The organism is Desulforegula conservatrix Mb1Pa, assembly GCF_000426225.1.
In the GTDB taxonomy this organism is placed as follows: domain Bacteria; phylum Desulfobacterota; class Desulfobacteria; order Desulfobacterales; family Desulforegulaceae; genus Desulforegula; species Desulforegula conservatrix.
The window spans coordinates 37,461-63,897 of record NZ_AUEY01000014.1 but is presented as its reverse complement, the minus strand read 5'-3'; the positions used below and the strand labels follow the sequence as shown (position 1 = coordinate 63,897).

Annotated in this window: 21 protein-coding genes; 1 reads left to right on the top strand and 20 read right to left on the bottom strand. The window is 39.8% G+C overall.

Going from position 1 to position 26,437, the window contains the following annotated elements; all coding sequences use genetic code 11:
• Positions 1-83: 83 nt before the first annotated feature.
• Positions 84-2,621 carry a mechanosensitive ion channel domain-containing protein gene (locus K245_RS26465; RefSeq protein ID WP_051283966.1) on the top strand — a complete coding sequence of 846 codons (2,538 nt, stop codon included), beginning with the start codon at positions 84-86 and terminating at the stop codon, positions 2,619-2,621.
• A gap of 29 nt (positions 2,622-2,650) precedes the next feature.
• Here K245_RS26465 and K245_RS0107575 read toward each other — a convergent pair whose 3' ends face one another.
• The 20 genes from K245_RS0107575 to K245_RS0107475 all read right to left on the bottom strand — a co-directional run bounded on the left by K245_RS0107575 (position 2,651) and on the right by K245_RS0107475 (position 26,435).
• Positions 2,651-3,391 carry an FHA domain-containing protein gene (locus tag K245_RS0107575; protein WP_027358802.1) on the bottom strand — a complete coding sequence of 247 codons (741 nt, stop codon included), beginning with the start codon at positions 3,389-3,391 and terminating at the stop codon, positions 2,651-2,653.
• Between the two features lie 60 nt (positions 3,392-3,451).
• Positions 3,452-4,249, bottom strand: coding sequence for a protein phosphatase 2C domain-containing protein (locus tag K245_RS0107570; RefSeq protein ID WP_027358801.1), 798 nt, complete (start codon positions 4,247-4,249; stop codon positions 3,452-3,454).
• A 36-nt stretch (positions 4,250-4,285) separates the two neighbouring features.
• Complete coding sequence (locus K245_RS0107565) at positions 4,286-6,460, bottom strand: protein kinase family protein (RefSeq protein WP_198013849.1); 2,175 nt, start codon at positions 6,458-6,460, stop codon at positions 4,286-4,288.
• Positions 6,461-6,724: 264 nt separating this feature from the next.
• Positions 6,725-8,797: a TonB-dependent receptor plug domain-containing protein gene (locus tag K245_RS0107555; RefSeq protein ID WP_027358799.1), complete on the bottom strand. Its 2,073-nt coding sequence runs from the start codon at positions 8,795-8,797 to the stop codon at positions 6,725-6,727.
• The gene (locus tag K245_RS0107550; protein WP_027358798.1) at positions 8,794-10,137 is read right to left on the bottom strand and encodes a sigma-54-dependent transcriptional regulator; all 1,344 of its coding nucleotides are present in this window, start codon (positions 10,135-10,137) and stop codon (positions 8,794-8,796) included. Before K245_RS0107550 ends, K245_RS0107555 begins: the two co-directional genes overlap by 4 nt.
• A gap of 20 nt (positions 10,138-10,157) precedes the next feature.
• Positions 10,158-11,576 (bottom strand): sensor histidine kinase, encoded by a 1,419-nt coding sequence (locus tag K245_RS23550; protein ID WP_035276744.1) that lies wholly within the window; start codon positions 11,574-11,576, stop codon positions 10,158-10,160.
• Complete coding sequence (locus K245_RS0107540) at positions 11,563-12,453, bottom strand: ABC transporter substrate-binding protein (protein WP_232223808.1); 891 nt, start codon at positions 12,451-12,453, stop codon at positions 11,563-11,565. The genes K245_RS23550 and K245_RS0107540 overlap by 14 nt, the downstream gene beginning before the upstream one ends.
• Positions 12,454-12,561: 108 nt before the next feature.
• Positions 12,562-14,841, bottom strand: a complete 2,280-nt coding sequence (gene gspD / locus K245_RS0107535) for a type II secretion system secretin GspD (RefSeq protein WP_027358796.1) — start codon at positions 14,839-14,841, stop codon at positions 12,562-12,564.
• Between the two features lie 3 nt (positions 14,842-14,844).
• Positions 14,845-15,681 (bottom strand): hypothetical protein, encoded by an 837-nt coding sequence (locus K245_RS0107530; protein WP_027358795.1) that lies wholly within the window; start codon positions 15,679-15,681, stop codon positions 14,845-14,847.
• 3 nt (positions 15,682-15,684) lie between these two features.
• On the bottom strand, positions 15,685-16,272 hold the full coding sequence (gene gspM / locus K245_RS0107525; protein ID WP_027358794.1) for a type II secretion system protein GspM: 588 nt from the start codon (positions 16,270-16,272) through the stop codon (positions 15,685-15,687).
• On the bottom strand, positions 16,269-17,633 hold the full coding sequence (locus tag K245_RS0107520; protein ID WP_027358793.1) for a PilN domain-containing protein: 1,365 nt from the start codon (positions 17,631-17,633) through the stop codon (positions 16,269-16,271). The genes gspM and K245_RS0107520 overlap by 4 nt, the downstream gene beginning before the upstream one ends.
• A 3-nt stretch (positions 17,634-17,636) precedes the next feature.
• Entirely contained in the window at positions 17,637-18,743 is a 1,107-nt protein-coding gene (locus tag K245_RS0107515; protein ID WP_156906736.1) for a type II secretion system minor pseudopilin, read from the bottom strand.
• A 77-nt stretch (positions 18,744-18,820) separates the two neighbouring features.
• Positions 18,821-19,723, bottom strand: a complete 903-nt coding sequence (locus K245_RS27670) for a PulJ/GspJ family protein (RefSeq protein ID WP_269545261.1) — start codon at positions 19,721-19,723, stop codon at positions 18,821-18,823.
• A gap of 44 nt (positions 19,724-19,767) precedes the next feature.
• Positions 19,768-20,172 (bottom strand): type IV pilus modification PilV family protein, encoded by a 405-nt coding sequence (locus K245_RS0107505; RefSeq protein WP_027358790.1) that lies wholly within the window; start codon positions 20,170-20,172, stop codon positions 19,768-19,770.
• A complete protein-coding gene (locus K245_RS0107500) occupies positions 20,162-20,665 on the bottom strand; it encodes a prepilin-type N-terminal cleavage/methylation domain-containing protein (RefSeq protein ID WP_027358789.1) in 504 nt (167 codons plus the stop codon). Before K245_RS0107500 ends, K245_RS0107505 begins: the two co-directional genes overlap by 11 nt.
• 6 nt (positions 20,666-20,671) lie before the next feature.
• Positions 20,672-21,109: a type II secretion system major pseudopilin GspG gene (gene gspG, locus K245_RS0107495; RefSeq protein WP_027358788.1), complete on the bottom strand. Its 438-nt coding sequence runs from the start codon at positions 21,107-21,109 to the stop codon at positions 20,672-20,674.
• A 38-nt stretch (positions 21,110-21,147) separates the two neighbouring features.
• Positions 21,148-22,374 carry a type II secretion system F family protein gene (locus K245_RS0107490; protein WP_027358787.1) on the bottom strand — a complete coding sequence of 409 codons (1,227 nt, stop codon included), beginning with the start codon at positions 22,372-22,374 and terminating at the stop codon, positions 21,148-21,150.
• A gap of 3 nt (positions 22,375-22,377) precedes the next feature.
• A complete protein-coding gene (gspE, locus tag K245_RS23545; protein ID WP_035276740.1) occupies positions 22,378-23,889 on the bottom strand; it encodes a type II secretion system ATPase GspE in 1,512 nt (503 codons plus the stop codon).
• A 140-nt stretch (positions 23,890-24,029) separates the two neighbouring features.
• A complete protein-coding gene (locus K245_RS0107480) occupies positions 24,030-25,577 on the bottom strand; it encodes a polyamine aminopropyltransferase (RefSeq protein ID WP_027358786.1) in 1,548 nt (515 codons plus the stop codon).
• Positions 25,578-26,435 carry a DUF350 domain-containing protein gene (locus K245_RS0107475; protein ID WP_027358785.1) on the bottom strand — a complete coding sequence of 286 codons (858 nt, stop codon included), beginning with the start codon at positions 26,433-26,435 and terminating at the stop codon, positions 25,578-25,580.
• Positions 26,436-26,437 lie beyond the last annotated feature (2 nt).

Sequence of the window (26,437 nt, the reverse complement as noted above, 5' to 3'; positions counted from 1 at the left end):
GAATCAAGTCAGGCATGACGCTGAAGCCCTTTTCTGACTTTTTGCGAGACCATCAAAATTCATAAAATCAGAATATTCATACTATGAAGATTAAAAACAAAAAAATAAAAAAAATAATTCCTTTAATAATTATAGGCTTTCTCTGCTGTTCCATTTCTTCATTTGCAGAACCCCCCCCCGAAAACCAATCAAAAAGCCAAACTGATGCTCAAGAACTTTCACAACCCCTTGCCGAGCTTCAGTCATCCATAACAGGAGCAATTGAGCAGGAAGAATCACATCTCGGTGAGATTACTAAATCAATCGTCGACGAAAAAAACGTAACGGAAAAATTGGATAAGGAAATAGGTGTATACAAGATACTTATTTCTTCTGCCCAAAACCTTCTCATCATTCCGGACACTGATATTGATATCCTCGAAAAGAACTCAGAGGAATTAGGCCTCACGCAAACAGAGCTTGAAGAGAAACAGGAACAAATCAATGCAAACAGTTTGGAAAATACAAAAAACATTGAAACAACCAATGAAAAAATCCAGATAAGCCAGAAACAGATTGATTCAATCAAAAAAGAGTATGGTAAAGAAAAAGATATAAAGCAAATCCTAAAAATGATCGAAGACCTGAACAGGATCAGAAACGAAAAACTGAAAGCACTTAATCAACTGGATGTTATTTATGAAAAACAGATAAAACTTTTGAGTTCGGTTATAGAACCATATTCCGATCTTGCTGCAAAGGTAGAAGAAAAACTTAGGGTCAGAAAGCAGGAAGTTTTATTTGAGAGAAACCACAACATTGTTACACAGTTAAAACCTGCGGTCGTATTGAAAGACCTCAAGCTGATAACAAATTCTGCGGTCAGTTTCTTCACCAAGGACTTCTGGCAGCACAAATTTTCCAAATCAGCTTCAAGTGATATTTACTCTCTTATTTTTCATATATTAGCCATTTTGTTTTCATTATTTATTCTAAGAACCATAAAATCACATTTAAAGCTCAGGGATATTATTCCACCGGAAAGCAGGCTTAGGAATATCGGAAGTATCCTGTTTTTCATTGATCAGGCTTTTGTTCTTGGAACCCTGACGGCCTCTTTATTCATTTATGAACGCTTCAAAGAATTTTCAGGAATTTATGCATTCCTTAATCCGGTTCAGAGGATATCAGCATCTTTATTGACTCTTTACCTGTTCAGCTCTGCCCTTGATATTTACCTCAAAAACAGTCAAAGCTCTCTCTCTCAGTATATAATTGCAAAAAAACCTTTTTTTATAAGATTTTTTTATATTTTCAGTAGTTTATATATTTTAATCGAATGGATTTCAGGAAGTGGTTCAACCATTCTTTTAATTTCCAGGTTATTTCTTGAAATTGCTGCTGTCATTTGTTTCACTGTTATTTGGAAAAATATCAGCAAAGAAAATCAGCCGGACAGTGATAAGAAAGAAAATTCATTTAATGCTGTCAAATGGGCCGGATATACGATTACAGGCGCAGGCCTTATTCTTGAAATTGCAGGATATGGCTACCTCACAATTCACTGGTATCAGGGCTGGATTATTACCGCAACGGTTACCAGCCTAATCTACTTCTGCCTTAATGCACTCAAAGAGTGGGATGATCTGGCCAAGGACAAAGAAGTAAAAAACGGGGTCTCAGAAGGAAGCCAGCCAGAAAAACACAGTGTGTATCCGCTTTACTGGTTAGGAATAAGAGTATTATCCGCAATCGTCTTTCTCATAGGAATTGGAACCGTAGCATATATTTGCGGAGCAAGAGAAAAAGTATTTGAAGGAGCTTGGGGACTTATCACCCAGAAGGTGGAAATTGGCGGTACAAAATTCAGTATTTCAAATACAGTATTGGCTTTTTTTGTTATACTTCTGACCCAGACTTTTACGAGGATATGGCGCTCATTAATGATGGGGCGCATACTCAAGAACAGTGGCATAGAAAGCGGCCTAAAGGATTCCATCACAACAATATCCTCATATCTTATATGGGGATTGGGTATCCTGACTGCCATGCATGCATTTGGACTGAGTACTACGTCTTTGACAGTAGGATTCGGCGCACTTGGAATTGGCCTCGGATTCGGCCTTCAAAACATTTTTAATAATTTTATCAGCGGACTAATACTTCTTTTTGAAAGACCTATTCAGGTTGGAGATGTAGTTGAAATCAACAATGTGCTGGGAATGGTAACAAAAATCAATGTCCGGTCTACCCTGGTTCAGACATACAGTAACGCTTCATTTATTATTCCAAACTCCGAGTTCATTAGCAACAGAGTCATCAACTGGAGCCATAAAGATCCTTATATCAAAAGAGATGTTAAATTAGGCGTGGCTTATGGCTCTGACACACAAAAGGTAAGATCCGTGCTTTTAGAAGCTGCGGATGCTGTTCCTGAAATACTTAACTTCCCAATGGCTCCGTCAGTATCATTTATAGATTTCGGAGACTCTTCACTTGATTTCAAAATTAAATTCTGGACAACAATTGATGACTTTTCAGCTGCTGAAAGCACCCTGCGGTTCGAAATCGAAAAAAGATTCAGGGAAAATGAAATAAATATTCCATTCCCTCAGAGAGAAATAAAAATAATAAAGGAATAACCTGTTAATAATCTGCTGGAGTGCAGTTCCTATATTTTATAATAAAACTGCATTTCAACGGAACCAATTCGTATATTGTCATACTCTTCGAGCTTGACCGAAGTGCTTACAGCCTCTCCATTAACCCTTGGCTTTACAAGCCCGCCCACGTAACTGAGAAGATATCCCTCAGGAGTTCTGTTGATACTGGCTGCAACCTTCCCCATCATAACACCCTTAACTATAATATCACACTCAGGGTCCTTCCCAATTTTCGTAATTTTTTTATTAAGCTCTATATTGCCATTACCCCCTTCTATGAAGAAAAGCATTGCAACGTCATCTATTCCTCCAGGAGTCATCCCCTTGGATGCATTCAAGAATTCATCAATGTCAAAAGATCGTGATGCTGTCGAAACCGATTTAACCTCAATGGGCGTTTCATCCATGAGTATTGTCTGATCCATTCCTGAATCAATTTCTCCAGGAGAAATTTCACCCGGTTTATACTGAAAAAAAAGAGTATGCTTTCCAATACTAACCTGATCACCATTTTTCAGATAACAGGTATCAACTCTCCTGCCATTGACATACGTACCATTTTTGCTTTTGAGATCTGTCAGAAGAAACCCTGAGCTGGTGCAGTCAACCTTTGCGTGATCACCCGAAACCACAAGGCTCGCAATAACAACATCATTATTCTCTCTTCTCCCGATATTAAGGGGCTTATTTTTCTCAAGTTCATATTCTTTAAGAACATTATCTTTATACTTTAATATCAATACAGGCATAATTTACCCACTCCATTGAAATAAAAATTAATAACAAAGCTTACCGAATCATGAACAGAATCAGAAAAGGCCCCAAAAACCCCATTTCCTTTTCACTTTTTTTACCTTGATTATGAGCACAGTGATATTGTCCTCGCCGCCCCTTTCATTGGCCATATCAATCAGAATATCACAGGCTTTTTCAGAACGTTTTGACATTACAATATCCCGTATCTCACTAACCTGAATTTTGTCAGTCAATCCATCTGAGGCAATAACTATATAGTCATTTTTATAGCACGGCACCTCAAAGAATGATGGTTCAACATCAGCTTTAACGCCAACGCTTCTTGTTAGAATATGACTCTTTAATGAATTATCGAAAATGGCGTTGGGATTCCCTATGCTCTGCTGCTTAGCTTTTTCACTCAAATATGTATGCGGCACATAAACCCTGCATATTTCGCCCTTATGTATCCAAAGGACCGGACTGTCGCCAACATTTGCAGAAACAAAGGAATTCTCCGTAAAAAAAACAGCGGATAAAGTAGAGCCCATACCTTTACAGTCCGAAGAATTTTGAGACTCGGAGTAGACAGCGCTATTGGCCTCTTCAAAGCATGACAGCAGTAATGCAGACTCTTTTGATACAAGCGTTTCATCATAATAATTGGGAGTCATGACCCCATTAATATATGCTCTCATTTTTTCTTTGATAGTATCAACTACAATACGGCTTGCAACTTCCCCTGCTTTGTGACCGCCCATTCCATCAGCTACTGCATATAGATTTATTGACTTATCCACCAGAAAACTGTCTTCATTCAGTTTTCTTTTTTTACCAACGTCGGTTTTCGCTACTGCTTCAACTAATACCATGTAATTATCCTTGGTAAATGGACATAGTGACCTTTTTCAGGACTTGAAAAATTTCCTGCTCAGGTAGAACCTTTTCCATAGATCATTGTCAAAAAACCTGATCGTTTCTCCAAACATCAACACTAAAAGATTAAAAACAGAAATTTCAGGTTTATCAAAAGAGCGGATAGAATCTTTCATCTTTACGTACCATTCGGCCCTTTTTTTAACTACAATAATGAAACGGATAAATTCGGAAGCATTATTAAAAAACTCCCATTTAATTTCTTCTTTCAAGAACTGAAAACTATTATTAAGCACCCCTTGTTCCAATTCATGGGAACTGGAGTTTATTATTGAACTGCGCTTTGATTTGTCACTAAAAAATGGCTGATTAATCACCAAATCGGATATATATTTTGAAGATTCTTCAATGGCATCAAGGCAATGCTCAATAAATTCTTTTCTAGAAATATCAGTCAATCTGACTCTGATTAATGAAAAATACTCATTATTATTTAACATTTTAGAACCAAACTCTTTTAAAGCAGACTTCCAATATAAGCTATTGGACTTAACGTAATCATCATTAACCAAATCATCTTTTTTTCTGGCCAATGTTCCCTGTATTTCAAAAATATGCCGAGATGTATCAGAAAAAAGATGATCAAAAGTAACAATTCTATAGATCATTGCTGTGATTGCATGCCAGTCCTGCATAAAAAAAACGGTTCCAAGGTCTCCGAATAAGTCCGTATTCTTTTCATTAAGAAAAAGATGTGACGGAGTCGCATAATTGGGTGTACCAGCAAGCATTGGCTGGGGAATCGGATCATTGCTGTAGTCTATGGCTGTTTCAAGATCAATAAGTCCGATATCAAAGCGCTCAAAATTTTTTAAAAACTGAGGAAACTCATCTTTTTTACCATCAAGGAAAAGGTTATCGGGCTTAAGATCCCTAAGAGCAATTTTTCTTTCCCTCAGTCTGATAAGCAGGTTTACTGAATTAGTTATTACTGATGAAAAAACCGGGGCAAGATTTTTTTTTCTTATGCGAGTAACAAAATCCTGAAGAATTTTATGATAATCTTCAAGTATGGATTTGGATTCTTCAAAAAAGGCGGAAATCAGCTTATCTATATAATTGAATGTATCGTCACCCAATCCATATTCGTCCTTGTTTAAATCCTTGCCTGACAGCTTGCCATAGAAAATGCCTTTAATAATATGTGGGGGCAATGATTCCTGAACGCCTTTTTCTTTTGCATAAAATAAAATTCTGTATTCGCATTCCTTGAAAATATTGGAAAGCTGGTATGGAAGATCAGGCATATCAGCACCGTAACGTCCCTGAAAAGCCGGAGGTTCCAGAACGAGGTGGGCGTACCCTTTAATCTCTTCCTTAACCAAAGAGTCTGTGTCATGTATCATTCTCAAAGCTTGATCCAAAAAGTAATTTTCAGAAAGCTCCATGAAATAAACAAAACCTTTTTCTATCTTAAGAAAATCATGAATACTGGTTTTTGTTTTTAATATATGAAAATATCTGTTTTCTATCTGTTCGGCATTAAGAAATTCATTTTCAGACTGAGGCATAGCCTTGTTCATGACCCAGCTAATTGATGGGGTGATACTTTTAATTGGCTCAAGCATGGACGCTGTTTTTCTGTCCAGCTCAATTCTCGAACAATATTTACGAAAATCAGTAATGGGACTCGGAGGAATCTTAATAACAATATTTTGATCATAAGTAGCAAAAAAGCAGTTACTTCTGCTTCCGCTTTCAACACCGATAGGACCGACTGTAACCCTTCTCGTATACCACTCGTCAGTATTTTTAAAAACCCTCAATTCATAGACATGGAATCCGCTCTTCGAGTCCTGAGCCGATCTGAAATACCGTGAAGGGACAGAAGACGATACATTGAGCTGTGTTCTATAAAGATTTAGAAAATATTGAACTATCGACCCTATTTCAACACCTTTAAATGGGTCTTTTTCTTTATTATTTTCAGTTTCCTCAAACAATTGGCTTTTTCGTGAAATGTTCTGGGCTTTATTTTCATTTTTATCTATCTTTTTCAAAAAAAGAATAAGAGTGCATATAATTGAAACAAATAAAACCGTTATGAAGTAATCAAGGTAATGTGCGGCCTCTATAGTAGAAGGGATGCTTACAGAAGCTATTGTTACACAGATTTTTATTTTACTATCTTCCTTCTTAAGACGCATTATAAAGTCTTGAAAAAGGCTATTAACAGACAGTTTCATCAGAAAAATATCCCTCAATAAGGTAATCTGCCTTGTGATGGCAAGGAGAAACCATTATGTAAATTCAGCTACTGTTTTTCGGACATAGTGCTAGAAATTTACGCCAAAACCCTCTTCAATGCAAAGTTTTTTGTTTAAAAAAGCATAATATGCAAAACCACTGTCAAGATATTGTCTATGTTTGGTATCATCTATCATTCTCATCTTTTTTGAAGATTTGAATAATTACCACCTCCAGGAAAAACCGAGCATCGTTTCCAGAGACTTGCCAGGGATTGTACCGTAAACACCAGGTACTGTGTATGATGAATCAAAAAGATTTTTAACATTAAAAAAAAGACTCGAATTCTTAAATATAATATCATCTGCTCTGACACTTAAATTCAAAACCCATGGATCATTGTAAGACTCAACCATACCCTCCAAAGGATAAATGACCTGATCCTGTTCAAAATACTTCAATGAAACATAATTAGACAATTTGTCCGTAATCTGCCATTTCCAGAAAATGTTACCGGACAGCCTTGAACCTCTGTCATAAGGATATGAAAGATCCACGTAATGTTTGACTACTTCTCCATCGACTATATATGAATAATCATTATATTTATATATTTCCCATGGTCCGGCATTCTGTAGCCATGTCAGGCCGAATCCGATCTCGTTTGAGTACGGAAGAAGTACAGAAAAATCTGATTCGAGTCCCCATATTTTCTGATTATTTGGTTCCGAAGCTCCAACATTGGGATCTTCAAGCACATGGTCGTCAATTTTGTTATAAAAACCGGTGACAGACCCTTTAAAAATTCTATCAGGCTTGAAAGTAAGCTGAAGACTGAGATTCCTTATATACTCCATATCAGGGTCAGAATTTTCGAGCAATTGAGTACCAGAAGGAGTTCTGCAAGCAGTACCATATATCAGTTTAAGCATGAGCTCATCTGATTTCGCCCATGATAACCCTGTATTGAAACTTGGGGGACTGCCGTATAATTCGTGTATATCTTTTCTTGTTCCGGTCCATAAGTTGAAATTACCCCAATTATGACGATACTGAGTAAAAAAAGACCACATCCTTGATAAAGAATCCACAGGCGTTACAGTAGGCAAAAAATAAACATTATCAGGGCCGAGATAATCAGGGTAATATCCGTCCCATACCGGCGCATCATCAATTTCCTTGAATCTCCAGGCAACACCTGCGGTGAGTATGCCTTTTTTATCAAAAACAGAACGATCGACTGCGCCCTCAGAATAAAAAGTCCTCTCTTTTTGCGACAGGTCAAGGTCAATAATTCCTATTTCAGGATTGATCCATGAATATGCGCTTGTAAGTCTCAAGGCTGTATCCATGTCAAATCGTTGATTGGACTCAATTTTGAGCAAGCCTGAGTCGACATCCCTTGATTCAATCCAGACTTCTTTCATACCCTGGTCAGATCTGGTGTAAGGGGTAAAATATTTTGAAAAGCGTGCTGTAACAATAAAAGCCTCATTAAAAGAGACATTACCCGAAACATCTATGGATTCGGAATCCTTAATCTTCGATATCCCAGTCCTTTTGGAAGGAGATTCGGGAAAAAGCTGATTGCCGTTCCCCCAGAAGCTTACAATATTAGCAAATCTGTCATCATCTGATTCCCATTTTCTTGCCGATACAGAAAGGAACGAGTCAAAATCACCTGAATCGGATCCAAGGTTCAAATAAGCGCCATTTCTGGCCCCGGAAAACCCATTGATATAACCAGATTCAACCCCGTTTAAATCCTTACCTGTTTTGGGGACAATATTTACAATTCCTGCAAATGCATCCGGCCCCCATAAAACAGATCCTGGGCCATGTATTATTTCAACCCTTTTTACTGATGCCAGGGACAGATTCTGATCAAGATAATTAAACGACTTGCTGATTTCGGATCCAAGCGGAACCGCATCATATTGAAAAAGCACTGAATCTGCGATTCCCCTCATATAAGGCTGGGTGCCCCACTCCTTTTGAGCCATAAAAAAACCTGGAACTTCTGATAAAGCATCAGAGAGTGTATCATAACCCTTCACATCAATGTCGTGCTTAGATATCACATTTGCAATAGCAGGGGCCTCCCATGCGCTTTCTTCTCTTTTAGAAGCTATGCTCAGCATTTCAAGTTCCTCACCCACAAACAGAACTCCAGGATCTGAAGAAGCAATATTCAGAGATTCAGCCCATGAATCCGCAGACATTGTCATGATAATCAGTAAAATTGTTATGGCTGCGGATAAAAAAGCTGGCAGACTTGTTTTGCCATTATATATCATTTATTATCTTCCGCCTGTTTCATGAGAACCCTGAACTTGGCCCTGGTAAGTCCAAGAAGCTTGGCAGCAGCACTTTGGTTATTATCCGTTATTTCAAGTGCCTGCTTGACAAAATCATTTTCCAGTTTTTCAAGATCAATACCTTCCACAGGGAGCTTGAAACCTGTTGGCAGACATTTAGGCGCACCATTATTTAAAAAAAACAGTGAATCGCTGTTTATTGACCTTGAATCAAAAGACAGAATAACCGACCGTTCAACAACATTACCCAGTTCCCTTACATTGCCTGGCCAGTGGTAAGAATTCAGAATCTGCTCTGCGTCCTTCTGCAGGGAAAATCCTGGGCCATGACTTTTTAGAAAATGCCTTGCAATGGGGATAATGTCCTCGGTTCTATCCCTTAACGGAGGCATATGAATTGGGAATACATTTATTCTGAAAAACAGATCTTTACGAAAAGTACCTGCGTCCACCATCTCTTCCAGATTCTGGTTTGTTGCGCAAAGAACCCTCACATCAACCGGGATTTCCTCATTGCCTCCAACACGGTTTATTTTTCTTTCCTGCAGCGCCCTTAGAAGTTTTGCCTGGGCATCCAGCGGAAGATCTCCTATTTCATCAAGAAAAAGCGTTCCTTCAGAAGCAAACTCAAATTTCCCCTGCTTTCTTCGGTCGGCACCAGTAAAAGCACCTTTCTCGTAGCCGAACAATTCAGATTCAAGAAGCTGGCTCGATATAGCGGCACAGTTCACAGGCACAAAACGCTTATGCCGTCTATCACTCTTTTGATGAATGTATCGAGCAAGCAGTTCCTTTCCAGTTCCAGACTCACCAGTAATCATTACAGCCGAATTAGTTACAGCGACTTTTGAAGCAAGTTCCATGATCATTTCCATGGCCTTGGAAGCAAAAATCAGATCGTATTCCGAGTCCTTTTCACCAAGTTCCATCTTCAGGGTTCGGTTCTCAACCATCAGCCTGGAAATATTGAGAGTTCTCTCTACAGTCAATATTATGCGATCTTCTTCAAAAGGCTTTGTTATATAATCAACGGCGCCAAGTCTCATTGCTTCGACAGATGAATCAATCGTAGCAAAAGCCGTAATAAAGACGACGGGACAAGGACAATCAAGCATATTGATCCTTTTGATCAAAGCAAGCCCGTCCATCTTAGGCATCTTTATATCACTTATTACCATGTCGTAGCTTCCTGACTCCATCTTTGACAGAGCATCAACGCCATTCCCGGCCTGATCAACTTTAAAACCCCTTCTCTGAAGCATGATGCTCAGAAGGTGGCGCATTCTTTCTTCATCATCAACAACAAGAATATTTGACATATAAAACCTCTGCCAGAATCTCAGATACTATTATAACCGGGGATTCTGATTTCAAAAACAGCCCCGCCATTTTCATGATTTGAAGCCTCTATGGAACCTCCGTGCGACTCGGCAACCTGAGAAGCAAATGAAAGCCCAAGTCCCGTACCTTTTGACTTTGTTGTAAAAAAAGGTTCAAAAATCTTAATTAGTTCGGTTTCAGGAATGCCTTCACCCTCATCTGAAATTCGAAGAATCCAAGAACCATCCATGACCGCTGTGTCCACAAAGATCTGCCCCTTGTCCCCACTTGCCTCACAGGCGTTTTTAAGAATATTTGTAATGCATCTGGTCAAAAGGTCCTGATCGATCTCCGCATTGAAGGGCTGGTCAGAAATATTAAGATTAAAACTGACTGTTGGTTCCGGATAAATAAGAACAAATCGTTCGCAAATATCCTTGACCATAAAATTCAGGTCAGTGTCCCTGAATTTAGGATCAACCGGCCTTGCAAACATCAAAAAATCCTCTATGAGTCTGTTGAGTCTTCGTATTTCATCTTCAACATAGCTTACAAGTATATTATCCTTTTCTATGTCAAAATCCTTTTTCAAAATATCCATGGAACTCTTAATAATGCCGAGCGGATTTTTAAATTCATGCGCAATTATAAGGGAAAATTTACCTGCTTCAGCAAGGATTCTCTGGTGCATCATTTTTCTGTTTGCAGAGTTCAGCGCCTCTTTGCTTCTATCAAGAGAGTCAAGCATTGAATTGAACGCAACGGCGAGATCCCTTGTCTCAGGAATTCTGCCAGGATTTGCTCTTAACAGAGAATATCCCTGACCTATCCGCCTGGCCACACCGGCGAGGTCACTCATCTCATGTATTATTGGCCTAGAAATATAGTAAAAGATGGCAAACGCCAACGCCGTAAGAACTGCTGCCGCTACGATATACTGGGTCGAGATCTTGATCATGAGAACATCTATACCGTGTGTGCTGTATGTGATCTGAACTTTTCCTATAGAATCCTGTTTCATTGGATCAGGGGCGTTGCTTATGCCGGAGGCTGGTTCAAATAAAATATTTTCATCACCTGATTTTTTAAAGACAACCGGCATTTCGACATTTGAAAGAGGCCCGCTGACTTCCCTGTCAAGATCGACCAACAGATTGTTCTGATTGTCCAGAATAACAACTCGAGCGACATCCTCTTCTCCGAGAAGATTCAAGGCAAGAATTTTTAAGCCGGCTCTGTCACCGATTAGAACCCCGACTTCAGCATTAAGCGCCAAATATTTTGCGAGAAACTGGATTCTGTCAGCAAATTTCTGGTGCATAAAATTTTGGGTAATTGAGACGCCGATAAAGCCCAGAGTAAAAGTAACTCCCGCAATGAGCAGCACCGAAGCGCTCAATAGTCTGAAATTTATACCGGCTCTTTTACCTATGCTCATTTGAAACATCCTGATCTATATTTTCATTTATTGATTTTATTCTTAATTTAAGCATATCTATTATCTTTTGATTATTGATAATTTCGTAATCAGGCGATTCCCATGAACATGTTTTTTCTCTCAAAGCCTTCAGCGCATTTAGAGCTGCCTTGGCTCCAATATCCTTATAGTTGATGACAAAAGCCATCGTAGCTCCATTCTGCAAAAAAAATCGGTTATATCCTACAGTGGGGACACCTGCTCCAATTGATTTCTTAATTATGAAAGGAACAAGACTTTCTGAAATAACTGTCTGGTCAGGAATCATCCATAAAACGTCAATATTCCCTAATCTGTTCTCAAGCGCCGGAGTTATGTCATGATGGGTATTTACCTGGATTCGTATTATGCGCACAGATTGCCTGGCTGCCTCTGTCTCAGCTTTTTTTACAAACAGCTCATTATATTTGGGATCAAAAAGAATACCGATTTTTTTTGCGCCGCTTATCCTTGATATAATGCTGGTAATCTGTTCTGCAGGCGGGATGCTCAGGGAAACTCCGCAGAAAGAGTTTGCTGCCTGATTGTGGATATCATCAGTATTTATAATCATTGTATAAATTTTAACCATACCTGAAATTTTATCTGATGAAATAAATCTTGATGCTTCAGGGCCTATTGCAAGTACGACAGAAAATCCGCCATTTTTTATTCTTCCTGACAAAGGATCTGAATCTTTATCATAGTCTTCGAGTTCAAATATTTCTGTGTCGCTGCCTGCAATCTCTCTGAATTTTGTGGAATATCCTTCAAGCGCTTCATAATAGGGCTTGATATTCTTGGATATGACTGCGGCGGATTTAATAGGAGCTGCCGATTGTTCGGCAAAAACATTCATGCAGAATATGAAAATAAAAAGCAGCCCTCCGTTTATACTTTTATATAAAAAATGGAGTCGCTGCCTTTTTTTCAGGTGCATATATTTTTGTTCATCTTTGTCAAAGTGTTATCTGTTTAACTTTTTGTGATCCTCAATAAACACTGTCTCAATTTTTTTTCTGAAATTCTCTGTCATCTTGTCTACACTTTCACTGGAATTTATAACCCTCGGAGTTATCAGAATAACAAGTTCAGTCTTTGTCAAAGAATCGGACTGCTTGCCAAACAAAAAACCAATTAGAGGGAGATTACTAAGAACAGGTGTGCCTGCGTTACTATTATTCCGCTCTTCTCGCATTAACCCACCGATTACGATGGTCTGATTATTTGCCACAGTAAGATCAGTAACAACGCTTCTTTTCTTAAAAGAAGCATATTCTTTCCCACCAGCAATTGCTCCATTACCCTGGGAGCTTACTTCCTGGTTTACCTTCATGCTAACAACACCGTTTTCATTAATATGAGGAGTAACAGATAGAATTATTCCTGTCTTTCTATATTGCACGTTGGTTTGAAAAACAGGAGTGCTCCCTGTTGTTGTTGCTGAATACTCAGTGCTTACAACCGGAATGTCCTCGGAAATGTCAATCCTTGCCTCCTTGTTGTCAGATGCAAGAACAGTTGGTGCCGAAAGAATTTTTGCCTTGTTCTTGCTTGCTAGTGCACTTAAAGTGGCATTCCATCTATTTGCCTCTCCAATGACAAATTTCATCCCTGAGGCCCCGGCTGTGGCTTCAAGCAAGCTTGTTCCTGGACTGCCGTTTCCAGCCTTGTATGTCCATTCGACCCCAAGGCTGTCGCTCTCATCCAGTCCTATATCAGCAATTGTCACCTCTATAAGAACCTGTCTTGGCAAAATATCAAGCATCTTAAGTATGCCGGAAACTATTCTGTAATCAGATGGCATGGCCTCGATTATAAGGGCGTTTCTGTTTATGTCAGTGGTAATTTTTATCGGCCCTTTTAAGGTCGTGGACAATCCTTCTCCTGTACCTCCCCCGGACGATCCTGAGGAAGCCTTATTTAATTTTGATGCACCCGTCATCGGGTTTATTGACGCTGCTGGGGCAATGGACTTAAGAGCACCTCCGGCATTTGAAGACGAACCTGAAGTGCTTGTCGTAGAAGAAGACAAATTCTGTGTCTGGATCTGGCCACCGACCATGGAGGCCTGTATACCGTTCGGATCCTGTGTTGGCTGGGCTGCGCCACCAAAAACCGAATTAAGAATATTACCAAGATCTTCTGCATTGCCGTTCCTTATAAAATAAACAAAAATCCTTGACTCTCCGTCTTCTCCCGGCGCGTCAAACTCAGCCACCATGGAATCGAGCCATTTTAAGGATTCAGGATCGGAAGACACGGCAATTAGGGTGCTTTGGCGGGTAACAGGAACAAATTTGATGGTTTCGTTCTTGTTGCCTCGATTAAAGGCTGCAATTACATCGGTAAGAAGCTTGGACATCTCGTCAGGCGTTGAATATTTGAGTTTATAAAATCTGTGTGCGGCACTCTTCAGATTATCTGTATCAAAAGTATCAACCAAGTAGTTTACCTTTTGGATTACAGAATTTTTTTCTATCAGAAGGAGCATGTTTGATCCTTCGTTAGATATCAGCTGACCATTTTCCGTGATAAAAGGCTCAAGCATTTTCGACATTTCGCTTGCAGAAATATGGCGCAGGGGAATTATCTGGACTGAAAGCCGCTCTTCTGGAGGAATACTCTTGCCATCTTTAGTGCTTCTGAAGTTAAGAGGCATTTGGCTTACGTTTTTAGCCTCTATTATCCTGTAAAAACCGCCATCCTTGACGGCAGCAAGGCCATTGGACTCCAATATCTGGTAAAACACAGGAAATACATCTTTTTTATCGAGCCCTCGCGAAGTGTGTATGCTGACAGTGCCTGAAACTGCGGCTTCAACTGTATAATTTATTTCCAGAATATCAGCAAATGTCCTTATTACTTCCAGCAAATCAGCCTCATCGAAATTCAGCATTATGTCACCTGATTTTTCAGAAGAAGATGGAGTAAAAGGCTTTATTGATCTGTTATCACCAGAATAACTCTTTTTCACGAGCTTTTCTTCTTTTTCTTTTTTGCCGGACTTCAGGTCTTCTTCTTCAAATTGAGTCTTGCTCTTATCATTATTTTTTGATGAATCCTTGGCCGACGACCCAGATACGGTTTTTTCAACATTTTTGCCATCAGGGAACCCCCAAAGGCTTAAAGACTTTTTCTCACTATCCTGATCAGTTTTACTTCGATTAAATGATGCACACCCACCAGTAGCAATAAAGCAAATGACCAGTATATATAATTGAAAACGTTTGATACCTATTATCATATTTTATTTAACCTTACGCTTAATTGTTCCAAAAGGTGTTTTCATTATTTCGTATGTTTCCCCGCCTTCGGTCACAAGATTTCTCCCTTTACCATCAGGTGTTTGCTGGTTGTCAGGATTAGCCTGTGAGTCTTGAACAGTATCTTTGGGAGCAATTGTTGTTGACTTCTCAATGGTCTTACTTCCACCCTTGTCGCCTGCCTGAGCTTTTGAAGGTGAATCAGATATGATTTTTATCTTTTTTGCTGAAGCATCATCGGATGGAGTTTTCCCGGCCTGTGCCTTTGACTTCTTTTCATCTTTTGCCTCTGATTTTTTATCGACAGACTTTGATTTCCTAAGTTTCACCTCGAAGCTCTCATTGTTTTTTACAACAATGATTCTATTAGGCTCAATTGTCTCTATAAGGTAATCACCAAGGGTATCGCCTTTTTTTACCCGAATCTGTGCTTTGGTAATTTCTGGAATTCCAGGATTGCTGACAATGGCATAATTAATTGAGCCTCCGAAAAAAGTGGCAAAAAGATCCAAAGTCCCTTCTTCTATTTCTTTAGGTTCATCGGTTTCCTTTGCAACTTCGATTTCTTTTTCTTCCTTTTTTACATCAGCAAAAGTCCTGTCAGAGCTAAAAGGATTCTTTTCAGTAACAACTGCAAAATCCGACTCATTCATCTTTCTGCCAATAATGACGCCTGAAACTTCCGGCCATTTATCTGAAGCCTTAATACCAGTTGGAGACTGGACGGCAGGATTCTGCCTTAAAACGCCTATGGTCAGTATTATGACCACCAAGGACGCAGCAGAAAGTATAAGATTAATCCACCATATTCTTGAAATCATAACTTATTTAGCCTGCCTTACCATATATCCGTCAATAGTCATCACTGTATTGATAAGCCTTGAATCAGAGGCTGAAACCGTACATGCCAAGTCTGATATTGTCAAATATTTTGAATCTGTTTCAAGGCCAAAAACAAAGTCCCTGAGCTGCCTGGCGTCAGAGTCAAAAGTTATCCTGACAGGCACATCAGTATAATAATCGCCCTTTCCCACAGGCTTTTCTTTTACAACATCGGTTGACTTAATCTTTATGTCTGATTTTGCTGCCTTCAGATTAATGATGTTTTGAAGATTGACAGCAGCGAGCGCAGGAGAATCTCCTTCAAGGAGGGCTGAAGCAGACGCATCTATGCTTTTTTTCAAGGAAGAAATCTTGTTCTCGTACTCACTCTTTCTGGCAATAAGTTCCCTGTATTTGAGAATCTGCCGCTTTTTCAAAGAGGAATCATCTTCGCCAGAAAAAAAACCTGAATCAGGAGTGAATCTGTATACAAGAGCAATGAGCAAAAGAACCAGACCTGCTATAATTATCCATTTTCTTTCACCTTCTATCCTGAGCTTTTTAATATCCAGATTGAAATCAAACTTCATTTTTCAGGCTTCTCCTTTAAAGAGGTCTCTATTTTGAGCCCAATTCTGAAAAGATCGTTTCCATCCTTGTCCTTGGTTATGGGAGAAAGGAATTTAACGTCCTCAAACAAAAGAGAATTTTCAAGCAAAGGAACAAGCCCGGAAGATGAAGCCGAAATTCCCTGAATCTCCACTGTGTCGCCTTTTATGCTAAACTGTTTCAACCATGAATTATCAGGCAGAATCATAACTATTTCTTTATGAATTTCCAGAGCAGAAGGTTTTGAGTTAAAAATAAGCTTTAGATCCATAATCTTTTTTTCAAGCTCATCTGCCTCTGAAATCGCTTTTTCAACAACTAGTGCCTGATCTTTGAGCCCTGATATTTCTTTTTCATAATATGTTAGCGCTGAATTCTTTTTGTAGATAACAGCGCCAAGATAAAAAAGGACTGAAAGCAAAAAAACCGCTGATATTAAAATCAAATATTTAATCGGGGTAAGATCTTTCTTGCGTCTGTTAACTGCAGGAATGAAATTAAGAAAATCGCTCTTTCTGGAGTAAAGATTTGCAAGGGCAAAAGAACCGATAAAAGTGTCCGATTCCAAATCATAGGCTGAAAAATCTGCCTTAAGATAGAATTCCGAAAGACTCCCGGCATCTATAGCAAAAGCCCCTGGATCTGTAGTGCATCCCATGACCCTTAAAGAATCAGAGTCTCTCCCTGACTCAATTATTTTCTGTATCTGTACGGGTATATTCTCTGACAAAGGCTTTCCTGAATCAAATCCGCCTGCGGCAATGTCTTTCTCAGATACAAATGAAAATTCAATGCGTTTTTCCAATAGCCTGACGACAAGCAGGGTGGCATCATCATCTCTTACAATTTTTTCGGACACAAAATCATTCACAATGAATGAAGTTACTGTTAGGGCTGTTACTCCGTTTTTAATAAAACCTGCCAGTTCAAGAAAAAAATCCATTTCCTTTTTCTTCATTACGACCAGGGCTATGTTTATAAGGCCGGCTCCCGAATCTTTGACGATATAATCATAAATGATATCTTCAGGATTGACAGGCAGTATTTTTTCCATCTCATATCTGAGGGTCTCCCTGAGGTTTTCTTTTACCGCCGAAGGGAAAGATACATTTTTTATCATCAGATTATCAGATGGAATTCCCATAAATATTTCAACAGGCTCTGCGTTATTTTCAGCCATGAATCTGTTTATGTTTTCTGCCATCATGGAAGGCCTGTCGCCTTCGGCATAATTCCAAGAATCTTTGGCTATGATCTGAATCCCTTTAAAAGATGATTTGACATAAACCGCGGACACAAGGTCTTTTTGGATATCGATCCCAAGACAATCCTGAAAAATCAAGAATTACCTCCTGTTATAGTCATAATATTCAAGCCCGGCATAGATATCAGGATTGATGATTTTTTCCAGAATTTTGATTTTTTTGCTGTCATCTTTGCTATCTATAAAAACAGTCCATTTTATTCTCTGCTTTCCTGAGCCATCAGCCATCCAGGCGTCGACCGTGATGTCATAAAACTTGTTTTTCAAAACATGAACGTATTCCTTTATACCTGCAAATATTTCAGGCCCAGTGATATTTGCAAATTCTTCACTGCTCTTAAAATCAGATTTTTTTCGATATTCAATGACTTCTGAAACAATTTTTTCATTCATTCCCGGCAAAGCAAGAAGCACCGCAGACGGAGCGGCATTTATATTTATCTTGTTATAATCATATTCTTTCCTTTTCTTTTCTTTTTCTCGTTCACTTAATGTCAGAAACTGCTGTATACCTTCGCTGGTCTCCTCAGCTTCAAGCGTCATATATGAAGGAGAATTTGTCTTCTTTTTAATCATCAAAGAGTCCTCAAGAACAGAAATACATCCCTGAATATTTCGGGAATAATAAATTTCCCTGTTCATGCCCCTTACAAGCAGTATTTCATTCTTTGTGGATAAATAGCTGTTTTTGCAAAGATATGGTTTTTTCAGTGATTTGTAATAATCACTCTCTGCGCCATTAATTCTATAAAAATCATCTGAATCAACCCAGTCAATTATGGAGTCCCTCATTATGTCAATCTCGCTACCATTGAATCCCAAACCTGCAAGCAAAATGTTTAAGGTTTTTTCCCCAGCCTCATTTATATTCAGGCGTCCACTCTCATTTTCAATCGTTACTTTAAAAAAAGCGTCGCCAACGGCCACAGGAGGCATTTCAGAATTAAGACGCCATACATAAGCCTGGGGCGAATCTGAATTTTGATCCACTTTAATAATACTAGAATCATAGAAATTATCCAGCTCGCCATCTGCTATTGCCTTGACCGCCTTGCTAAAGCCCATTTCCGCCAGATAATACGTCTGTACAGATGACTTCATCTCCATAAGCGTCTTTGTCTCGTTCCTGACAGATAAAAGAAATTCAGCCGATATGACGGCAAGAAAAGCTATTATCCAAATAGCCATTATGCTTATGAATCCTTTATCGCCATGGCCATCAAACAAATACAAAGACCGCCTCTTTAATATAGAACAAATGGGTTTCAGACATTGAATTTCTGCTCAACAGATGTAATTAAACGAAGATTTTCATTTTTTACATTTAGAATATCAATAAGAACAGCAGCCGGATATCGAGTTGCCTGGGGCCATGCTTCAACCCACTGTGATTTTGAAGAACCGGTTTCCTTGAAATAAAAAATAATTTTTAATGCCTCGGGAACGATTATTTTACGCCTTTTATTCTCAGTGCTTCCGTCTACATTTTTTTTAATTGCGACAAGATTCTCTGCAAGGTTCTCTTCCTCACAAACAAGTCTTACATTCGAGCTCCCTTCAAGAGGCTCTATTTTATAAGTTACAATATACAGAGAATCTCCGCCCCCACCATCAGTTGATGCGGACGATAAAAACCTCATTATCTTTTGATTCCCTTCAAAAGGATAAGAATTTTTTCCAAGAACCTGCCTGAAGCATATTGAACCTATCTGGCGCCTTATAAGTGCCTCAAGCCATCTGCCAGTGATCTGCTCTTCCATTTTTTCAGAACCTTTTTCCCAGGCTCTGCGCCCGACATTTAAAGCCCCTGCGACAATTGCAACAATTATTGCTGCAAGGCTGACAGCTATCAAAACCTCCATAAGGGTAAACCCATTATGACCGGATATTTTAGGGTATTTATTTTTGGCTCTGTTCCCCTTTGATGTTGAAAACCGAAATAATGAAACTCTTTGCAGCTCTTGATCTTGGGGAACTTTTTGAAAAAGTTCCTTAAGTCCCCTCAAAAACTTTATGTTTTTATTATTGTCAGACGCAAATGTCCTAAAGTTGTATACGCACTGTTTCCTTACCTGAAAGTTTTTGCGGAGCTTTTTCCAAAAAGCGACCCGCCGGAGGCAGCTTTTAGATTTGAATATCAAATAGTTATTGTATATATCCTTCTCCACTCTTAAGGAGAACAGAGCCTTTTTTTTAGTATCATAATATTTAATCAATTAATGGCTGCCTTTATGGTAACAAGTTCGTAATCTCTTACCATTCCAAGGAAAGTCCATTCTACCCGGACTGCTATCTCAAGCTCCTTAACAACTGAATCTTTCTTGCCTTTAACAGGCGGAATAAAAGTCATGGTTCTTGTCCAGCGGAATTCATCGTCTATGGTTCCTGACTGCGTTCCTTCCAGAAGTTTTGGTTCGGAAAGAGCCTCTTCCATAAGATTCCTCGCATGGTTTATTGCCTTGGAGTAACTGTCAGTAAGAGTTATATTTCTGATTCCGCCGGAAAACTGCTGCATTATTATCGTCAGGGAAATAGCCAGCAGCATGACAGCCACAAGAATTTCCATAAGTGTAAATCCTTGGCTGTTTTTCAGGGGGTTAGAAAAATCAGCTTTCAAGTTTTGCAAATCCTGTCACACTGTCGATAATTATATGCTGAACATCACCATCTGAATTGGACAAAACAATGCTCCCGGTTCTTGATGCCCCTGACGGGAAAAAAAGAAACTGAAAAATCCCATTCGCAGGCGCTTCCTTGTAAAAATTATCAACCTGCAACAGTATGCCGTCTCCGAGCCTGATGTCCTGAACATTTTCAAGCCTGATATTCTGGACTCCTGGTCTATCTTCATCCACAAGAATTCTCTCCACCCTTACCAGTCTTTCATTTGTATTTAATGAAACAAGATGAGGAGTATTAGTGTATACAGACAAATTCTTTGCATATTTCAACGCTGACACTGTCTTCCTGGCTGCTGCATTCACTTCCATGGATGAAAAAGAACCAAAAAAACGGGGAATCACAATTGCAGACCCAAGGCCAATTATCACCATAACAACTATGAGCTCAAAAAGAGAGAATCCGGCATTGTTTTCGTGCTTTTCTGTCATAACAGGTTAATCCAGATCCTTCCAGCTGACTATGTCCATGTCATTTCCTTCACCGCCAGGGGCGTTATCCGCTCCATTTGACACGATATCAAAATCTCCATGTTCGCTAGGAGATCTGTAAACATAGGCATTACCCCATGGATCCACAGGGATTTCCTTTGGGAGATAAGGCCCCTTCCATCTTGCCGCGCCTTCTGGTTTTTCTCTTAAAGCCTTAAGCCCCTGCTCGCTCGTGGGAAACCTGCCGTTATCAAGCCTGTAAGTATCAAGTGCGCTTTCAAAAAGTGAAATCTGGGTTTTAGCAGTCTTCTGTTTTGATGAATCTACTTTCCCAAAAAGCTTTGGCCCCACAAGTCCTGCAAGGAGTCCAAGTATTACCATTACAATAAGAAGCTCAATTAGAGAAAAACCCCTTTCATTTTTTATTATTCTGACTGCTTTCATTTAATCTCCTGTTTTCATTAATTCTTAAAAAAATAACGCTACATAGGGATATCATTTATACTGAATATTCCAAGCAGCATGGAAATTACAATCCCGCCGACCACAACGCCCATTACAAGTATTAATGCGGGCTCAAGAAGGCTGATAAGACGTTTCAGAAGATTGCGGAGAGTCTTTTCGTAGTTGTCAGCCACCTTCATGAGCATTTCATCCATACGCCCGCTTTCTTCACCTACAGTTATCATCTGTATGGCAAGGAAAGGGAATATTTCCACGCTTGCGAGGGCATTGGAAAGCCTGTCACCCTCTTTTACCCTTTTATGAACGCTGTCAAGGGAAGAGGCTATCACCTTGTTTGATATGATCTCTTTTACAAGCTTGATAGCATCAAGAATTGGAACACCGCTCTGGAGAAGGGTTCCAAGAGTTCTTGAAAAACGGGCCGAATCGCTTTTCTGAATAATGTCACCAAGTATCGGCATTTTCAGCTTAAATGTATCAATCTTTATTCTGCCGCTTTGTGTGGACTCAAATTTTTTATATCCCCAGACAATAGCGCCGATCATTATCAAGCCAAGCCACCAGTAATTTTTAACTCCGTTACTTATGAAAAGAAGTATCTTGGTTGATATTGGAAGAGCCGAACCCATCCCCTCAAAAATCATGGAAAATTTAGGAATGACGTATCCCATGAGTATGGCAACAGACACACCACCAGCCACAAGAAGGAAAATAGGATACACAAGTGCTGAAGAAATGAATTCCCTTAGTTCCTGTCCAGTCTCAAGAAAAGTCCCTAAACGTTCAAGAACCTTTTCAAGCACTCCACCAGCTTCTCCTGCTCTGATCATATTTATATAGAATTCCGAAAAAGCAGAAGGATGTCTTGAAAGGGCAATCGAAAGATATGCTCCACCCTGGACAGCAACAAGTACTTCCCGAATTATTGCTCCCATGGCCGCATTTTCTGATGATCCAGAAAGAACAAGAAGGGCTTTATCAAGTGGCAGACCTGCTGCAAGAAGAGATGCAAGATCCTGGGTAAAAAGCATCACATCCCTCGATTTAACACGGGATGATGCTTTTTTTAAAAAACCGATTATGTCTGAGTCAGCCTTGTTCTGATTGACTCCTTGCTCTATCCTTATGGGAATGAGTCCTTTTTTCTGGAGCAAAGACGCAGCGCCCATTTCGTTTTCAGCATCAATCAGACCTTTCTGGATCTTTCCTGAAGTATCTGAAGCCTTGTATTGAAAAGACGGCATAAATTAAAACTCCAATGTAACTCTCAGAACGTCAGGAATTGTTGTAATGCCTTCCTTTACTTTACGCCATCCATCCTGCCTGAGTGTCAGCATTCCTTTCTGAATTGCGACCTGCCTTATTCTCTCTGTGCTAGACTTCCTGACTATTTCCTGGCGCACCTCATCATCTATCTGAAGAAACTCAAAAATTGCCATTCTCCCCCTGAAGCCGGTATGCCTGCAATTATCACAACCTTTACCAGCATAAAAAACAACGTCTTTAAGCTCTTCATCACTAAGATTCATGGAACGGATGAGCTTGGGATCAGGATCTATTTGCGTCTTGCATTCCGGGCATATGACCCTGACAAGACGCTGGGCAAGAACGCCAAGCAGTGTTGAACTGAGTAAAAAATTCTCAACACCCATGTCAAGAAGCCTTGTTACTGCCCCGGCTGCATCGTTTGTATGCAGGGTGCTAAAAAGAAGATGTCCTGTCAGTGCTGACTGAATTGCAATCTCAGCCGTGTCCTTGTCACGAATTTCACCAACAAGTATAATATCAGGGTCCTGACGCACTATTGAACGCAGACCGTTTGAAAATGTAAGCCCGATTTTTGGGTTTACCTGAACCTGATTAATTCCATGGAGCTGGTACTCCACAGGATCTTCGAGGGCGATTATCTTGGTCTCGCCCGAATTTATCTTTGCAAGGGTTGTGTAAAGTGTGGACGTTTTACCACTTCCTGTTGGCCCAGTTACAAGAATCATGCCATAGGGCTGACTTATCATTGTCTCGTATTTTTCATAAATTTCCGGTGGAAAACCAAGCCTCTCAAGATCAAGGATAAGAGTACCCCGGTCGAGAATACGCATAACAAGACTTTCGCCATAGATAGTCGGGAGAGTGGAAACGCGGAAATCGATTTCTTTGTCGGCAATTTTAAGTTTGATTCGACCGTCCTGGGGGAGCCTTCTTTCTGCTATATCCAGTTTTGCCATGATCTTCACGCGGGAAGTTATGGCAGCCTGAAGCCTTTTAGGAGGTATCTCTGCTTCATGAAGAACCCCGTCTATACGGAACCTAACTTTGAATTCGTCCTCAAAAGGCTCAAAATGGATATCACTGGCCCTTGATTCCACAGCATTCAAAATAAGACGATTAACAAGCCTTATTATTGGGGCCTCAGAGGCAAGATCCCTTAAATGGCCGACATCTTCATTGCCATCCACGGCTATCTCATAAACGCCCTTCCCAGCCTCTTCAATAATGGTCTCAATTGTCTGGCTGCCTGAACCGTAAAGCCTGTCAATGGCTTCTGAAATATCCTCCTGACGTCCTTCGACCGTTTCAATCCTGAAACCATAAGCAAATTTAAGAGACTCAATGGTCTGAAAATCAGACAAATCAGCAATCGCGATCCTAAGCGTCCCGTTTTCAAGCCCTAACGGTACAAAGCACGATTGCTGCATGAATTTTATGGAAAGATTTTCTAAAACAACTGGTTCTTTTGGATATTCCCTATACGAAAGCATTCTTTATAAACCGTCTATATTTATGGAAGCTACAAGCATCCAGATTTTATAATAAATTCAAAGCCATATTATGACTACAACCTGATTCTGGGGGATAATAGATCAATATTACCAAGTCCGCAAGTCCGATGCGCTATGTATCAATATACTCCCCAAGTCCCCTCAAGATAATATCTGTAAAGTACAGGAGATAGTTCTGAATTGATTTTAATTTCTGCTTCGTCAATCTTGCCTGTTATTTCCTTGCCGAAATATGTCATGGCCTGCATGGCTCCAGCGTCAAGGCTTCTTGTATTAATAGATTTAAAATCAAGCTTTCTGATCACGTTTAGTAACGCATCTGGCTTTATGTCTTCAGACCTGGCGCCTATAACCCATCCCCAATGTCCCATTGTTGGTATCTGATTCTGATATGTGGCTGTTGAAAACCCAGCGGCCTCTATGGTCTTTTTTATACATAGAAACGCCTTGGTTGCAAAAAAAGGGCTGGTTGACTGCGCTACCATTACCCCACCTTTAATAAGGTGTTTTCTAACCATATTGTAAAAGGTTTCGGAATAAACATGCATCAAATCCACTGAATCAGGGTCAGGAAGATCAATAATGACAACTCCGTATAAGTTTTCACTTTTTTCAAGAAAAGAAGCTGCGTCTTCATTCACAATTTTAAGTTTTTCACTGTTCATTGAATCTTTGTTTATTTCCTTCAGAACAGGATAGCTTTTTGCAAGATTTGTCATTTCAGGATCCAAATCAACCAGAGTAATGCTTCTTACATTCTTATGCTTCAAGACTTCCCTTGCTGCGAGACCGTCACCGCCCCCAAGGATGAGCACATCAGAATGATCAGCAGAAGCCATCATTGCAGGATGGACCAATGGTTCATGATAAAGTTCTTCATCAAAGGTTGAAAACTGTTCCTGACCATTCAGATAAAGCCAGAAATATTTTTTCCATTGAGTAATGACAATTTTCTGAAATCTGCTCTGGGTCGAATAGATGATCTTGTCTTTATATTTTTTCTGCTCGCCGTAAAGAATTATGGGCTTTGAAAAGAAGGAAAGGCCGATGATAATGATTAACGCCAAAGCCGAACAGAAAATGACCAGCCGTTTTCTTAAGATAAGATGCCTGTAGTTAAAGCATACAAGAAGAGCCACAAAAAAATTTATGCAGCCAAGAGCAATGGGCGTATAAGTCATTCCAAGATATGGAAGAGCAAGGAAAGCGAAGAAAAGACCACCGAAAAGGGCTCCATAGTAATCTTTTTCCATTACATTGGATATGTTTACCCTAAGTTCTTCATAAGCTTCGTTAATTCTGGTGACAAGCGGAATCTCGAGTCCTATGAGAGTGCCGACGCAAAATGCCTGGGAGTATAAAACAAAAGCAGTGTTATCTGCGGTATAAGAGGCAAGCGAGTATCCTACAACAGCTGAAAAAGCGCACATGACGGACAGGAGCAACTCAGTCAGTATGAAAACACCGATCAGATCATTATTTACATATCGGCTGACTCTGCTACCGGCTCCCATGGCAAAAAGCATGATGGACATTACTATGGTCCACTGAAAAACAGCATTCCCTATCAGATAAGTTGCAAGTGTTGACAGAACAAATTCAGCTACAATTCCAGCGCAGCCGGTTACAAAAAGAGCAAGTTTTAGGGTAAAGCCTGTTGATTTCAATCAGATGCACCAGTTTATAATGAATGCGGCTGCTATATATGAAAAAGCTTCCAAATATGCGGCACCTATGTTTGGTTTTTCCTGCCCTGCTATTTCATCTTCTAGGGTTACTCCTGGCAAAAGAATCCAGTCAGTCATGAAACGAACCACTGGCAGCATTAATATCCCAATTACCGAGATGAACAGATACCTTGGAAAATCTTCCTGCCACGAATGAAAATCACCTTCCGCAGAAAGTCCGACTATTATTCCTATTGAGATCAAAGCGCCTGCAAAGCTAACACCGGCAGCCACATTGTCTTTTTCAATTTCGTCCTGCATCTTGTAAGGAGTTATAAGCTCATAAACCAGGGCCGCAATTATGAGCATTACCTGACCGGCCGCCCAGAAAGCGATTGCCGTCCAGATACTCCCGCCCTGCCCGGACACGGAACCGTAAATCACAAATCCGCTTGCTATGCTGACTGCCATTGAAACAACGCCAGCTCCCTGATTCTGGTCTCTGATGAGCTCGTCTTTGATATTACATCTGAATAAGATAAGCCTGTCACAGATAACCCATGAAATATTCAGCAGAATAACCGCCAAAAGGCCATAAATACAGACATCAATGACATCATCCACCAAACCGCTGGAAGGCCCGGCAATTACTCCTCCAATGGCGATTACAAGACCTGCGTAATATCCAGTCATTGCAAGCGCAAGGGCAGAGTTATCCTTCTGGAAAAGTTCATGAACAGGGTCGTACCCACGATGCATGACCCTGTTTACGGTTTTACCTATAAAAAAAAGAACATAAAAAAGCAGAATGAAAATTGCCGAGCTGATTATTGAATCAAGGTTGACATTAAGGTTCATAA

Bases quoted from the DNA above. Each gene is read 5' to 3' on its own strand.
- K245_RS0107475 (WP_027358785.1), bottom strand. From the start codon at position 26,435: ATGAACCTTAATGTCAACCTTGATTCAATAATCAGCTCGGCAATTTTC.
- K245_RS0107555 (WP_027358799.1), bottom strand. From the start codon at position 8,797: ATGATATATAATGGCAAAACAAGTCTGCCAGCTTTTTTATCCGCAGCC.
- K245_RS26465 (WP_051283966.1), top strand. From the start codon at position 84: ATGAAGATTAAAAACAAAAAAATAAAAAAAATAATTCCTTTAATAATT.
- gspD (WP_027358796.1), bottom strand. From the start codon at position 14,841: ATGATAATAGGTATCAAACGTTTTCAATTATATATACTGGTCATTTGC.
- K245_RS23550 (WP_035276744.1), bottom strand. From the start codon at position 11,576: ATGAGCATAGGTAAAAGAGCCGGTATAAATTTCAGACTATTGAGCGCT.
- K245_RS0107575 (WP_027358802.1), bottom strand. From the start codon at position 3,391: ATGCCTGTATTGATATTAAAGTATAAAGATAATGTTCTTAAAGAATAT.
- K245_RS0107500 (WP_027358789.1), bottom strand. From the start codon at position 20,665: ATGACAGAAAAGCACGAAAACAATGCCGGATTCTCTCTTTTTGAGCTC.
- gspE (WP_035276740.1), bottom strand. From the start codon at position 23,889: ATGCTTTCGTATAGGGAATATCCAAAAGAACCAGTTGTTTTAGAAAAT.
- K245_RS0107490 (WP_027358787.1), bottom strand. From the start codon at position 22,374: ATGCCGTCTTTTCAATACAAGGCTTCAGATACTTCAGGAAAGATCCAG.
- K245_RS0107515 (WP_156906736.1), bottom strand. From the start codon at position 18,743: ATGGCTATTTGGATAATAGCTTTTCTTGCCGTCATATCGGCTGAATTT.
- K245_RS0107540 (WP_232223808.1), bottom strand. From the start codon at position 12,453: ATGAATGTTTTTGCCGAACAATCGGCAGCTCCTATTAAATCCGCCGCA.
- K245_RS0107565 (WP_198013849.1), bottom strand. From the start codon at position 6,460: ATGCGTCTTAAGAAGGAAGATAGTAAAATAAAAATCTGTGTAACAATA.
- K245_RS0107550 (WP_027358798.1), bottom strand. From the start codon at position 10,137: ATGTCAAATATTCTTGTTGTTGATGATGAAGAAAGAATGCGCCACCTT.
- gspM (WP_027358794.1), bottom strand. From the start codon at position 16,272: ATGAAGTTTGATTTCAATCTGGATATTAAAAAGCTCAGGATAGAAGGT.
- K245_RS0107530 (WP_027358795.1), bottom strand. From the start codon at position 15,681: ATGATTTCAAGAATATGGTGGATTAATCTTATACTTTCTGCTGCGTCC.
- gspG (WP_027358788.1), bottom strand. From the start codon at position 21,109: ATGAAAGCAGTCAGAATAATAAAAAATGAAAGGGGTTTTTCTCTAATT.
- K245_RS0107570 (WP_027358801.1), bottom strand. From the start codon at position 4,249: ATGGTATTAGTTGAAGCAGTAGCGAAAACCGACGTTGGTAAAAAAAGA.